This window comes from uncultured Tateyamaria sp., from assembly GCF_947503705.1.
Taxonomy (GTDB): domain Bacteria; phylum Pseudomonadota; class Alphaproteobacteria; order Rhodobacterales; family Rhodobacteraceae; genus Tateyamaria.
In genome coordinates this window covers 161,202-174,214 of the sequence record NZ_CANNES010000004.1, presented here as the reverse complement: position 1 = coordinate 174,214, position 13,013 = coordinate 161,202, and the positions used below count along the sequence as shown (strand labels likewise).

The following is a 13,013-nucleotide window of genomic DNA, read 5'->3' as shown; positions in this document are numbered from 1 at the left end:
AAGGAGATAACACATGGCTAAGGACGTCAAATTCGACACAGATGCCCGCAATCGCATGCTGGCTGGCGTGAACACACTTGCCAACGCTGTCAAAGTCACACTGGGCCCCAAAGGCCGTAACGTGGTTCTGGACAAATCCTTCGGTGCACCCCGCATCACCAAAGACGGTGTATCGGTCGCCAAGGAAATCGAACTGGAAGACAAGTTCGAGAACATGGGCGCTCAAATGGTCAAAGAAGTGGCCAGCCGCACCAATGACGAAGCAGGCGACGGCACAACAACCGCCACTGTTCTGGCTCAGGCCATCGTCAAGGAAGGCATGAAATCGGTTGCCGCCGGCATGAACCCGATGGACCTCAAGCGCGGCATCGACCTGGCAACGGCCAAGGTTGTCGAAGCCATCAAAGCGGCGTCCCGCCCCGTTTCCGACAGTGACGAAGTGGCTCAGGTCGGCACGATCTCTGCCAACGGCGAAGCTGAAATCGGCCGCCAGATCGCTGACGCGATGCAGAAAGTCGGCAACGAAGGTGTGATCACCGTCGAAGAAAACAAAGGTTTGGAAACAGAGACCGATGTTGTGGAAGGCATGCAGTTCGACCGCGGCTACCTGTCGCCTTACTTTGTGACCAACGCCGACAAGATGACGACCGAGCTGGAAGACTGCATGATCCTGCTGCACGAGAAAAAACTCTCGTCGCTGCAGCCCATGGTGCCTCTGCTTGAGTCCGTGATCCAGTCGCAAAAGCCTCTGCTGATCATCGCCGAAGACGTTGAAGGCGAAGCGCTGGCTACTCTGGTTGTCAACAAACTGCGCGGCGGTCTGAAAATCGCAGCTGTCAAAGCACCTGGTTTCGGCGATCGTCGCAAAGCCATGTTGCAGGACATCGCGATCCTGACCGGAGGCCAGGTGATTTCCGAAGACCTCGGCATGAAGCTGGAGTCGGTGACAATGGACATGCTGGGCACCGCCAAGCGCATCCAGATCACGAAGGACGAGACCACGGTCATCGACGGAAATGGTGCGAAAGCCGAGATCGAGGCACGCGTAGCCCAGATCCGGGGCCAGATCGAAGAAACCACATCCGACTACGACCGTGAGAAACTGCAAGAGCGTGTGGCCAAGCTGGCTGGCGGTGTTGCCGTTATCCGCGTCGGCGGCATGTCCGAAGTGGAAGTCAAAGAGCGCAAAGACCGCGTTGATGATGCTCTGAACGCGACACGCGCCGCTGTTCAAGAAGGCGTTGTTGTTGGTGGTGGTGTTGCTCTGGTTCAGGCAGGCAAGTCGCTGGCAGACCTCAAAGGCGCCAACTCGGACCAGGATGTAGGCATCAACATCATCCGCAAGGCTATCGAAGCGCCTCTGCGCCAGATCGCCGAAAACTCCGGCGTTGACGGTTCGGTTGTTGCGGGCAAAATCCGCGAGAGCGATGACAAGAGCTTTGGCTTCAACGCGCAGACCGAAGAATACGGTGACATGTTCAAGTTCGGCGTGATCGACCCTGCCAAAGTTGTGCGTACGGCGCTGCAAGATGCGGCATCGGTTGCGGGCCTTCTGGTCACCACCGAAGCCATGGTTGCAGACAAGCCTGCCAAGGACGGTGGCGGCGCACCTGCAATGCCCGACATGGGCGGCATGGGCGGCATGATGTAAGCTTTGGCTTCATCACTGTGAATACTGGTAAAGGGCCGCGTTTTCGCGGCCCTTTTTCATGCGCGGCCTGTACGCAGAGCGTTGTCCGCACTTCATTCGGTTTTTCACGGCAACATGAGTTGCGCTTGTCCAATGCGTGGCGCAAGGTCCGCGACATGCGTCTGATCCTGCTTACTTGCCTCACCATGATTGCCTTTGCCTCCAATTCGGTCCTCAATCGGATGGCGGTCGACAGTGGGGCCATTGATCCATCCAGCTTTGCCATGATCCGCGTTCTGTCTGGTGCGCTGGCCCTATGCATGATCCTGACAGTGCGGGGCGGTGGTCTGCCTTTGTGGGCTCCGGGGCGGGCCATGGGGGCGATCAGTCTGGCCGCCTATATGATCGGCTTTTCGCTGGCCTACGCGACATTGGATGCGGGGCTTGGGGCGTTGATCCTGTTCGGTACGGTCCAAGTGACCATGTTTGGCTGGTCCGCCTTGCGTGGCGCGCAGCCGACGATGCGCCAACTGACCGGGGCAGGGGTCGCCTTTGCGGGGTTGTTGCTGGTGCTTTGGCCCCGCGACTGGGGCGGGGGCGATGCGTCGGGCACGATCCTGATGGTGATCGCGGGCCTTGGATGGGCCGCCTACACGCTGGCGGGTAAGGGCGCGCGCGATCCGCTGGCCGCGACAGCCGCGAATTTCGTGGTTGCGATGCCGTTGCTTGCGGTGTTGCTGGTGGGGTCGGGCCTGCACGCGGCCCCGTCCGGTGTCGCGCTGGCCATTGTGTCAGGCGCCGTGACATCGGGTCTGGGCTATGCCCTTTGGTACTTTGTTCTTCCACAGTTGGAGGGGCAAACGGCAGCCATCGTGCAACTGAGCGTGCCGATTATCGCCATTCTGGCCGGAGCGTTGCTTTTAGGCGAGCCCATTACCTTTATTATCGTGATTGCCGCGGTCCTGGTGCTGGGCGGGATTGCACTGGCCGTTACGTCGCCAAAGGCTCAAGCGGATCGTAGCTAGGGCCGTCTGCGCCAAATGCCACAGCGCCCAGACTGTCGGGCTTGTGCAGTGTTTCGGCCAATTCCGCATGTGTCAGCCAGCGCCGTTCGGTGACCACGGCCTCGCTGTCGGTCCAGACGTCGGGGCGGGCCGTACCGGGTACGATGGTGCAGCGAAAGAATACTTCGACCTGATGAAACTGACTGGGAGCATCGTGGTATTCGTTGACCAGACAGGGCGCGCCCACGGTGATTGTCAGGCCCGTTTCCTCGTGTACCTCGCGGGCCAGGTTGTCTGGCAGGCTGCTGCCTACCTCCACCCCGCCACCGGGGGCGCACATCAACGCGCTTTTGGCGGTGTGCCAGGCGTTGACCATCAGAATGCGACCGTCTTCGACAATGATGGCCCGAACGGCAAGACGTGGTGATTTGGGGCGCATGGGCGGACTTTCACAGGAATTGACGGCGGGTTTCCATTCCATAGGCCGGCGGTTGGGGGTATCTCAAGCGGTATGAGACAGGTTTTTGCCCTTTGTTTTGGTTTGATGATGACAGTGGGGGTCGCACGGGCCGAGTGTGTGATCCTGCTGCACGGACTTGCGCGGACCGAAGCGTCCTTCTTGTTGATGGAGCAAGCGTTGCTGGCTGAAGGTTTTGGCGTGGTCCGCCCCGGCTATCCGTCAACATCGGAAACGGTGCAGACCCTCGCCGCGGACGTGATCCCGAATGCGATGGCCGCTTGCGGTTCCGAGACGGTGCATTTCGTGACTCATTCCATGGGCGGCATCATGGTCCGCTATTGGTTTGCCAACCATCCCCGGCCCGCCAAGCTGGGCCGGGTTGTCATGCTAGGGCCGCCCAATCGTGGCAGTGAAGTCGTGGATGCGTTGGGCGATCTTGAAGTCTTTGGCTGGCTTAATGGCCCCGCCGGTGGGCAACTTGGCACTGGGCCTGATAGCCTGCCGCGGCGCCTGCCTGCGGTAGATTACCCTGTTGGTGTGATTGCGGGTGATCAATCTTTGAACCCGGTATTTTCGGCACTTTTGCCCGGACGTGATGACGGTAAAGTGTCTGTTCTGGCGACGCCCGTTGCAGGCATGGCGGACCACCTGACTTTGCCCGTCACACATACGTTCATGATGAACAATCCCAATGTCATCGTGCAGGTCCTGGCCTTCTTGCGCACAGGCGCGTTTGACCGCGATCTGCGCTGGGTCGACGCTGTGTTGGACCAACTTGGCTGCCCGGACGGCAACTGCTTTCAAGGGGACGGGCGGAATGCTGACAATTGATTTTGTGGGAGCAGAGGTTTTGCTTCCCTCTGGCTTGTCCCATGCGCCCTTGTCGATTTCGGACGGTTTAGTGGTGTCGCAAGAGGGTGGCCGCGCCGTTGATCTAAGCGGCTATCGCGTCTTGCCCGGCATTGTGGATGTGCATGGTGACGGTTTCGAGCGGCACCTTGCCCCGCGCCGCGGCGCGATGAAGCAAATGGGCGAGGGGTTGCGCGCCGCCGAAGCGGAGCTGGCCGCTAATGGGATTACCACCGGTGTTCTGGCGCAATTTGTAAGCTGGGAAGGTGGGCTGCGCGGCTATGAATTTGCGGATCAGGTGTTCACGGCCATGGCCGAGGTCGGCCCCGATCTGGTCACCGACCTACGCCCGCAATTGCGGTTCGAGACGCATATGCTCGACCTTTATGATGATTTGCCGGGGCATGTGGCCCGTTGGGGTGTTGAATATGTCGTGTTCAACGATCATTTACCCCACGACCGGCTGGCCGAAGGGCGCAAGCCACCTCGCATTACCGGGCAGGCTTTAAAGGCTGGTCGCAACCCGGAGGCGCATTTTCAGATGCTGCTTGATTTGCACGCGCGTTCCGATGCGGTAGACGAGGCACTGGCCCCGCTCTGTTCCGCACTTTTGGCTGCGGGTGTTCGGATTGGCAGCCATGATGACAACACAGATGCGCAGCGCACCGCTTGGCGGGCGCGGGGTGCGGCAGTGGCCGAGTTCCCCGAGACGCAGGGTGCAGCGGAAGCCGCGCGTGCGGGGGGCGATGCGATTGTGCTGGGTGCCCCAAATCTGGTGCGGGGCGGGTCGCATAAGGGCAACGCATCGGCCCTGGATCTTGTCATGATGGGGCTTTGTGACGCCTTGGCGTCTGATTATCACTATCCATCGCCGCGCCGCGCGGCCTTGATGCTTGCGCAAAGCGGTGTCTTGGATTTTGCCGATGCCTGGGCGCTTGTGTCGTCTGGGCCTGCGCGGGTGCTGGGTTTGACCGACCGTGGAACACTTGTGCCCGGGCAACGGGCCGATATCGTTGTTTTGGATGTAAAAGACCGCGTTGCCGCGACGCTGTCGGGCGGCCGCGTCAGTTACATGTCCGGCGACGTAGCAGACCGGTTCCTGGCGGGCTGAAAAACCGCCCGACAAGGCTGTGCGGTCAGGTTTGCACCCGGTTCACGTGCCCCATCTTGCGGCCCGGTCGCGCCTCTGCCTTGCCATAAAGGTGCAATGCCGCATTTGGTTCGCGCGCGATCTCTGCCACCCGGTCGATATCGTCACCGATCAGGTTTTCCATCACCACATCCGTATGCCGTTTGCCGTCGCCCAAGGGCCAACCAGCCACTGCCCGAATATGCTGTTCAAACTGATCCACGGCGCAGCCATTCTGCGTCCAGTGCCCAGAATTGTGCACCCGCGGTGCAATCTCGTTCACGATCAAACCTTGGGGCGTGACGAAAAGCTCGACCCCCATCACGCCCACATAATCCAAGGCGTTCAGGATGTTGGCGGCGATCAAAATCGCATCGGTGCGCTGGCTCGCGCTGAGCCGCGCGGGCAGGGTGGTCGTGTGCAAGATGCCATTTTTGTGCACGTTTTCACCGGGATCATAGCAGGCGACCGAGCCATCCGGTCCGCGCGCTGCAATCACGGAAACTTCGTGGCTGAACTCCACGAAACCTTCAAGGATGGCGGGGGCGTCTTTCATGTCGGCGAGAGCGCGACCTGCCTCTGACGCATTCATGATCCGGGCCTGGCCCTTGCCGTCATAGCCAAAGCGGCGTGTTTTCAGGATCGCGGGCGCGCCGATTTGGGCAAGGGCTGTGGCCAGCGCAGGCATGTCCGGTACATCAGCATAGGGAGCCGTTTTCAGGCCAAGCCCGGCGAGGAAATCCTTTTCGACCAAGCGGTCCTGGCTGACTCTCAGCGCTTCGCGGCCCGGGCGGATCGGTGCGTGATCCTCAAGCGCATCCAGCGTCAGGGTCGGGATATTCTCGAATTCATAGGTAATCACGTCAACAGTGGTGGCAAAGGCAAACAGCGCGTCGTTGTCCTCGTAGGCGGCCGTCGTCACCATGTGGGCCACGTCACCGGCAGGGGGCATGGCGCCGGGCTCAAAAATGTGGGTTTTGAAGCCTAGACGGGCCGCCGCAACCGCCAGCATCCGGCCCAATTGACCGCCGCCAAGAATGCCTATGGTCGCGCCTTGGGCCAGCGGTTCAGTCATCACGGGGCTCCTCTGGGATCGAGGCTGAAAGATCGGCGCGCCATGTGTCCAGGCGAGCGGCCAGATCAGGATCGTTCAGGGCCAGAATGCCCGCCGCCATTAGCCCCGCATTTGCGGCCCCAGCGGCCCCGATGGCCATGGTCGCCACCGGAAAACCGCGCGGCATCTGAAGGATGGAGTAGAGCGAGTCGACGCCCGAAAGCGCCCTGGTCTGAACCGGTACGCCAATCACCGGCACCCGGGTTTTCGACGCCATCATGCCGGGCAGATGCGCGGCCCCGCCCGCCCCCGCGATGATGACCTGCAATCCGCGATCCACGGCCGTCTTGCCATAGTCCCAAAGCCGGTCGGGGGTGCGGTGCGCGGACACGATCCGCGCCTCGTAGGGGACGTTCAATGCGTCAAGTATTTCAGCGGCTTCGCGCATGGTCGGCCAGTCGGATTGACTGCCCATGATTATCCCCACCCGTACCGTCATGTCGCGTTCCCCGCCCAACAGAAAGCGCGAAATATAGGGGGTTTGGGATCAAGTGCAATCGTTTCCGAAATCGCCACAGCGCAGCGCACACAATCAGGCGATGATGTCGGGGGTCAACCGGTCTTCGATGTTGGAAATCATGTCCTTCAGGCGCAGTTTTTTCTTTTTCAGCCGCTGAATGGTGAGCTGATCCGCAGTGCTGCGTTCCTGCAGGGCGCGGATGGCATCATCCAGGTCGCGATGTTCGCGGCGAAACACCTCCAATTCGACGCGCAGCACTTCGTCAGCTTTCATAGACAGATCAGAAGGAGCGTTCATTGTATGATTCCAAGCCGTTGCAGAGCCCTTAATATAATCACGCCACTGCGATGCGCCTAGACCTTGTTCCGAACATGCTTTCCACCCATATTAAAATTGTTCGTCGCCAAAACGGGGCGGACAAATGACTGTCGCTTGCATCAAAGGACGTGTCTTATGACGAAAATGACTCTCGCCTCTTACCCACATATGCTTGGGTTCGAGCAACTTGAACGGCTACTGGAACGCACTGCCAAGGGCAGCGAAGGCTATCCGCCGTTTAACATCGAACAAACCTCCGACTACTCTTACCGCATCACGCTTGCGGTTGCCGGTTTCGCGGAATCTGACCTGTCCATCACCGTTGAGGATCGCCAGTTGGTCATCCGGGGCCGACAGAGCGATGACACTGAAGGGCGCGTATTTTTGCATCGCGGCATCGCCGGACGGCAGTTTCAACGCAGTTTTGTGTTGGCGGACGGCGTGGACGTGGGTGAAGCTGTGATGGAGAACGGTCTGCTGCACGTGGATCTGACCCGCTCCAAGCCTGAAACGATTGTGCAGACCATCAACATACGGAAAGGATAAGTCATGAATACGCCATATGATTTGAACGCGGATGTGGGTCGGATGGTCTATGTCAAACCGATCTCGGTCGATGCTTTGCCTCAGGATGTGCGCGCTCAGGCGGGTGAGTTGGAACAGCTCTTTGCCGTGCATGACGCGGAAGGCCAGCAATTGGCCCTGGTGGCTGACCGCAAACTGGCCTTTGCCTTGGCGGTGCAGAACGACTACGCGCCACAACCGTTGCATTGATCCCTGATTGGCCCCAACTCGGCCAGGGCCTTGCGCTTGAGCCAGGCTGTTCTGTTACTGGCCGCACAAGCAATTCTGTAACGCCAGCTGCGATTGAGGAAAAAAAGGGGCCCGCCTGAACAGCGGACCCCTTTTGTGTTTTAACGGTAATGCGCTTTTCGATGCGCCATACTCTGGCTTAGATCAAGCCCATCGATTCCAGTTTGAGCAGAACCTGGTGGGCGCAATTGTCGACGTCCACATTCTCGGTCTCAACGCTCAGCTCAGGGTTCGCAGGGACGTCATAAGGGTCTGAAATGCCTGTGAATTCCTTGATCTTGCCTTCTCGTGCCAGCTTGTAAAGGCCCTTGCGGTCCCGGCGCTCACATTCCTCGATGGATGTAGCCACGTGCACTTCGACGAAGGCGCCAAAGGCTTCGATGTCTTCACGTACGGCCCGACGAGTGGTCGCATAAGGTGCGATAGGCGCACAGATGGCAATGCCACCGTTCTTAGTAATCTCTGAGGCCACGTATCCGATGCGACGGATGTTGAGGTCACGGTGCTCTTTGCTGAACCCCAGTTCGGAGGACAGGTTTTTGCGCACGATGTCGCCATCCAGAAGCGTCACAGGGCGGCCACCCATTTCCATCAACTTGACCATCAAGGCGTTGGCGATGGTGGATTTGCCCGAGCCGGAAAAACCAGTGAAGAACACGGTAAAGCCCTGCTGTGCCCGTGGCGGTTTCGTGCGGCGCAGTTCCTTGACCACTTCGGGGAAGGAGAACCACTCGGGGATCTCAAGACCCTCTTGCAGACGTCGGCGCAGTTCGGTGCCCGAGATATTGAGGATGGTGATGTCATCCTTGTCCTTGATCTCGTCGATGGCCTCGTATTGCGCGCGTTCCTGGACCCAAACCATGTGTTTGAAGTCGACCATTTCGATGCCCATCTCTTCCTGATGCTCGCGAAAGAGGTCTTGGGCGTCATAGGGGCCGTAGAAATCTTCGCCCGCTGAGTTCTTGCCAGGGCCCGCGTGGTCGCGACCGACGATAAAGTGGGTGCAGCCGTGGTTTTTACGGATCAGGCCGTGCCAGACCGCCTCGCGGGGGCCCGCCATGCGCATCGCCAGGTTCAGCAGGGACATGGAAGTTGTTGCTTGGGGGTACTTGTCCAGAACAGCCTCGTAGCAGCGTACGCGGGTGAAGTGATCGACGTCGCCCGGTTTGGTCAGGCCGACAACGGGGTGGATCAGCAGGTTGGCCTGCGCCTCGCGCGCGGCGCGGAACGTCAGTTCCTGGTGCGCACGGTGCAGCGGGTTGCGGGTCTGGAAAGCAACAACCTTGCGCCAGCCCATTTTGCGGAAATAGGCGCGCAATTCGTTGGGTGTGTCGCGGCGCCCCCGGAAGTCATAGTGTACCGGCTGTTGGATGCCTGTGACGGGACCGCCGAGGTAAATTTTGCCAGCTTGGTTGTGCAGGTAGTTCACCGCAGGGTGCGCGTCGTCATCGGCGCCAAAGACTTTTTCGGCCTCGTGTGCCTTGTTGGGCTCCCAACGGTCGGTCACGGTCATGGTTGCGAGGATCACGCCTTCCTGATCGCGCAGGGCGATATCCTGGCCGATCTCAAGGCTTTCGGCGAAGGCGTCATTGACATCCAGCGTGATTGGCATGGGCCAGAGAGCGCCATCGGTGGTGCGCATGTTGTCAACGACACCATTGTAATCGGCCTCGGACATGAACCCTTTGAGCGGGTTGAAGCCGCCGTTCATCAGCAGCTCAAGATCGCAGATCTGGCGCGGTGTCAGGTCCCAGCTGGTCAGGTTGCCGGCTTCGGTTTTCAGCTTTTGTGCGCTGTCATATGACACGTAAAGCTCGGGGATCGGAGCGAGGTTGTTTTCCATCAATTTGTTCCTGTGGGTAATAGGGTTAAAGCCGGAGGTAGTGCCCGTCAGTTCGGCGTAGATCGCGTCATATTCGGCAAACTTGCGGGCAAGAAACTGGTCGGTGAGGCGGTTTTTTTCTGCGGCACCGCGGGTTGTGAGCGAATAGGCATAGCGCTGGCGCTTGTCAGGGCCGTCCAGATCACCGACAGAGACAAAGCCCGCCTGCGTCGCCTCGCGCAACAGCGCGTTGAACCGGCCAAGCGATACACCAATGGCCTGCGCCGTGGCGCGTTGCGAGCCTTGCGGCCCCTGATCAAGCTGACGCAGCAGCCGAAACAGCTGGTCTTCATGCTCTGGGTTGGCCTTTGGGGGTGTCATTGGGTCGCTCGGGGTTACTGGCAATCGTTCACGCGTGAACACATGTCAGAAAAAGTGTGTTCAACCAAGAACAATCTTTGGAGCGCGCCAGTTTTCTGCCACCGTGGTTAATTGGCAACGGCCGAAATCAGACCGCAGGTGCAGATTGCGAGAGATGATCGCGCAACGTGGTGGCATCCTTGATGGGCAAGGCTGCCAGGGCCGTGTCACGCCCGCGCAGTTCGAGCGAAACGAGGGCATCCGGCGCGGCCTGCAGGTCCGCCGCCTTCAGCACGTCTTGAGACAGGATGACCTGCACGCCCAGGTCCTTGGTCTGGCCTTCGAGTCGCGAAGCGGTGTTGACCGTGTCCCCGATCAGTGTGCGGGGGGCCTGGCCGCGTGCGCCGATCTCGCCAAGCACGACATTTCCCAGATGCACCCCCATGCCGATGGCGACAGTATCGCTGCCCTCATCCGAAAGGGTCTTGTTGAACGCGGCAAGCGCAGTGGCGATCCCCTTGACCGCCTTGAGAGCGGCCCGCGCCGATGCGCGGGGCGTGTCGGTTTCAAACACCGCCATCAGACCGTCGCCGAGATATTTGTCGACCGTCCCGCCTGCGGCGGTGATCGGCGGCACAATCTCGTCAAAAAAACGGTTGAGCAGAAACACCACGTCATAGGGCAGCTGGCCATGGGTCCGCGCAGTAAAGCCGCGCATGTCGAGAAAGAGGATCGCCAATTGCGCCTCCTTGCCCTGGCTTGCGTGGGCCCGGCTGCGCTTGCCGTCTTCGCGAAAAACGCGAAAAACGGTCGTGGGCCCCGTAGGTCGCACCTGACAGGCCAGCCGCGCATTGGGCGGCGCGCCCACCGCGGCAAGCGTGCGCGCCTCGGCGGTAGAAGGCGGCGGCAGATCGTCCAAACCATCCTCGACAATCACCCGGCAGGTCGTGCAACGCCCGCGCCCACCGCAAAGCGCGGTATGATCCACGCCGGAAGCCCGAGACGTTTCCAGAATTGTCTGGCCCCGCGCCGCGCGCACGGATGGCCCGTCTACATAGGTGATCCGCACGGGTTTGCGCACGGCGGCCACGATCTGGCGCAGCGCTACAGCGGCGATCAAGACCGCAAGGGCGACCCACATCACCTGATCCGCCCGATCATCGATGGCAGCCAACAGGTCAAAGCCTTGCCGGTCGGGGAAATTCCAGGCTTCAAAGGCCATGGCGCGCGTCTCGGGGTCTTGTAACACTTCAGTCAGCAGCCGTCCGGCACTGACAAAGCCGAGGGTGGCCAAGGTCGGGATCAGGACGGCAACAGCCAACAACCACGGCATGGAACGTTGCCACCATGCCGTGATCCGCAGCCACATATGCAGGCCAATGACGCCGTGGATCCACGTGATGGCCATCAGCACAATCTGCATCCACCCATCGGCCGTGTTCCAGATCAGCGTCGTCAGATAACCCAGCCGCGTCTCGACGCCCAAGGCTTCGGCGGCGATATGGGTATAGATCACATGGCTGGCGAGGATCAGCGGAATGGTCACGCCAAAGACGATCTGGATCGCATCGGTGGCCGACATCCTGAGCGACCGGCGCGCGATGATCTTGTAAAGCGCCAGCACGAGATGCGCCAAAAGGGCCAGCCCAACAACAGCTTCGCCTGCATCGCTACGCGTGAGGGCAAGCCGCGCATCCTGAAAGGCATTGGCAAATTCCGGTGAAATCAGAACGGAGGCCACATTCAACAGATGCAGCGTCACATAGAGCATTAGAATGAGACCTGAACCGATCCGTATCCGCGCGGCCCAACTGCCGCGCCAAAGCGCGCTTGCCATACTGCTTCCTAGCCTGTTGACGCTACGCGGGCAGGGTGGCCGCTGGGATGTGAGGCGTCAACAGGTCATTGCTGCACTTTATCTGTGCATTTGAATGGGGGTTTGCCCCACGGGTCGTGCTGGTTTTCCCGAAGGCTTTTGAACAGAGGACGGCCGGCCCGGGTTTACTCTGCCACGGCGGGCATCGGATCGGCCTCGGTTTCGTTTTCAGCGATGAACCGTTCTGCCTCCAACGCGGCCATACAGCCCATGCCGGCAGACGTCACCGCCTGACGGTATTTATGGTCTGTTAGGTCACCCGCGGCAAATACGCCAGGGATCGAGGTTTCGGTGCTGTCTGGTTTGGTGACCACATAGCCGCCCATGTGGGTCTCAAGCACGTCCTTGACCAACTCGTTGGCGGGCGCGTGTCCGATCGCGACGAATACGCCCTTGGCCGGGATGTCGGTAATCTCGCCTGTCTTGATGTGCTTGACCTTGATCCCTTCAACGCCCAACGGGCTGTCGGTGCCATAGACCTCGTCCAACTCATGAAACCACAGTGGTTCGATCTTGGGGTTTTTCATAAGCCGGTCGATCAGGATTTTTTCCGCGCGCAATTCGTCGCGGCGGTGGATAAGCGTCACTTTGGACGCGAAATTGGTCAAAAACAGAGCCTCTTCCACGGCCGTGTTGCCACCACCGATCACGACGATTTCCTGTCCGCGATAGAAAAACCCATCGCAGGTGGCACAGGCACTCACGCCAAAGCCCTTGAACTTTTCCTCAGACGGCAGGCCCAGCCATTTCGCCCGCGCACCCGTCGCCAGGATGATCGCATCGGCCACATATTCGGTGCCGCTGTCGGATTGTGCCACGAAAGGTCGTTTCGAAAAATCGACGGATGTGATGATGTCGCCGATAATCTCACAGCCCATGGCCTTGGCGTGATCCTGCATGCGGACCATCAGATCCGGGCCTTGCACCTCTGTGTCGCCCGGCCAGTTTTCGACCTCGGTCGTCGTGGTAAGTTGACCGCCCGGTTCGATGCCTTGGACCAGGATCGGGTTCAGCATGGCGCGGCTGGCATAAACGCCTGCCGTATAGCCCGCAGGGCCAGAGCCGATGATCAGAACTTTGGTGCGTTTCGTCTCGGCCATGTGGTAACCCCCGGTCCATTGGTGTGCAGCCCGGTTGATATAGACGCAGGTGCGCGTGGTTTGAACCCCGATTTTGGC

13 protein-coding genes are annotated in these 13,013 nt (G+C 60.0%); 6 read left to right on the top strand and 7 right to left on the bottom strand.

Annotated features, from left to right (window positions below; translation table 11 throughout):
• The first annotated feature begins 13 nt into the window (after positions 1-13).
• Both groL and Q1A44_RS11500 read left to right on the top strand, forming a co-directional pair.
• A complete protein-coding gene (groL, locus tag Q1A44_RS11505; RefSeq protein WP_299624725.1) occupies positions 14-1,651 on the top strand; it encodes a chaperonin GroEL in 1,638 nt (545 codons plus the stop codon).
• A 155-nt stretch (positions 1,652-1,806) separates the two neighbouring features.
• A complete protein-coding gene (locus Q1A44_RS11500) occupies positions 1,807-2,655 on the top strand; it encodes a DMT family transporter (protein ID WP_299624723.1) in 849 nt (282 codons plus the stop codon).
• Here the strand turns inward: Q1A44_RS11500 and Q1A44_RS11495 are convergent.
• Positions 2,621-3,115, bottom strand: a complete 495-nt coding sequence (locus tag Q1A44_RS11495) for an NUDIX hydrolase (RefSeq protein WP_299624721.1) — start codon at positions 3,113-3,115, stop codon at positions 2,621-2,623. The two genes, Q1A44_RS11500 and Q1A44_RS11495, sit on opposite strands and share 35 nt — an antisense overlap.
• Before the next feature lie 30 nt (positions 3,116-3,145).
• Between Q1A44_RS11495 and Q1A44_RS11490 the strand changes: the two genes are divergently transcribed.
• Both Q1A44_RS11490 and Q1A44_RS11485 read left to right on the top strand, forming a co-directional pair.
• The gene (locus Q1A44_RS11490) at positions 3,146-3,925 is read left to right on the top strand and encodes an alpha/beta fold hydrolase (RefSeq protein WP_299624719.1); all 780 of its coding nucleotides are present in this window, start codon (positions 3,146-3,148) and stop codon (positions 3,923-3,925) included.
• Positions 3,912-5,054 carry an alpha-D-ribose 1-methylphosphonate 5-triphosphate diphosphatase gene (locus Q1A44_RS11485; protein WP_299624717.1) on the top strand — a complete coding sequence of 381 codons (1,143 nt, stop codon included), beginning with the start codon at positions 3,912-3,914 and terminating at the stop codon, positions 5,052-5,054. The genes Q1A44_RS11490 and Q1A44_RS11485 overlap by 14 nt, the downstream gene beginning before the upstream one ends.
• Before the next feature lie 25 nt (positions 5,055-5,079).
• On the opposite strand, the gene Q1A44_RS11480 is transcribed toward Q1A44_RS11485, so the two are convergent.
• From Q1A44_RS11480 to Q1A44_RS11470, 3 genes are all read right to left on the bottom strand, one after another.
• Positions 5,080-6,147 (bottom strand): 5-(carboxyamino)imidazole ribonucleotide synthase, encoded by a 1,068-nt coding sequence (locus tag Q1A44_RS11480; RefSeq protein ID WP_299624715.1) that lies wholly within the window; start codon positions 6,145-6,147, stop codon positions 5,080-5,082.
• Positions 6,140-6,625, bottom strand: a complete 486-nt coding sequence (gene purE / locus Q1A44_RS11475; RefSeq protein WP_299624713.1) for a 5-(carboxyamino)imidazole ribonucleotide mutase — start codon at positions 6,623-6,625, stop codon at positions 6,140-6,142. Before purE ends, Q1A44_RS11480 begins: the two co-directional genes overlap by 8 nt.
• A gap of 93 nt (positions 6,626-6,718) precedes the next feature.
• Entirely contained in the window at positions 6,719-6,943 is a 225-nt protein-coding gene (locus Q1A44_RS11470) for a DUF465 domain-containing protein (protein ID WP_299624711.1), read from the bottom strand.
• 156 nt (positions 6,944-7,099) lie between these two features.
• Here Q1A44_RS11470 and Q1A44_RS11465 point away from each other — a divergent pair, with 156 nt between their 5' ends.
• Positions 7,100-7,510, top strand: a complete 411-nt coding sequence (locus tag Q1A44_RS11465; RefSeq protein WP_299624709.1) for an Hsp20 family protein — start codon at positions 7,100-7,102, stop codon at positions 7,508-7,510.
• 3 nt (positions 7,511-7,513) lie between these two features.
• Complete coding sequence (locus Q1A44_RS11460; protein ID WP_299624707.1) at positions 7,514-7,738, top strand: DUF1150 family protein; 225 nt, start codon at positions 7,514-7,516, stop codon at positions 7,736-7,738.
• Between the two features lie 178 nt (positions 7,739-7,916).
• Here the strand turns inward: Q1A44_RS11460 and Q1A44_RS11455 are convergent, their stop codons facing one another.
• From Q1A44_RS11455 to trxB, 3 genes are all read right to left on the bottom strand, one after another.
• On the bottom strand, positions 7,917-9,980 hold the full coding sequence (locus tag Q1A44_RS11455; RefSeq protein WP_299624705.1) for a bifunctional sulfate adenylyltransferase/adenylylsulfate kinase: 2,064 nt from the start codon (positions 9,978-9,980) through the stop codon (positions 7,917-7,919).
• Between the two features lie 127 nt (positions 9,981-10,107).
• Positions 10,108-11,796 carry an adenylate/guanylate cyclase domain-containing protein gene (locus Q1A44_RS11450; RefSeq protein WP_299624702.1) on the bottom strand — a complete coding sequence of 563 codons (1,689 nt, stop codon included), beginning with the start codon at positions 11,794-11,796 and terminating at the stop codon, positions 10,108-10,110.
• Positions 11,797-11,960: 164 nt separating this feature from the next.
• Positions 11,961-12,935: a thioredoxin-disulfide reductase gene (gene trxB, locus Q1A44_RS11445; RefSeq protein WP_299624699.1), complete on the bottom strand. Its 975-nt coding sequence runs from the start codon at positions 12,933-12,935 to the stop codon at positions 11,961-11,963.
• Positions 12,936-13,013: the final 78 nt, after the last annotated feature.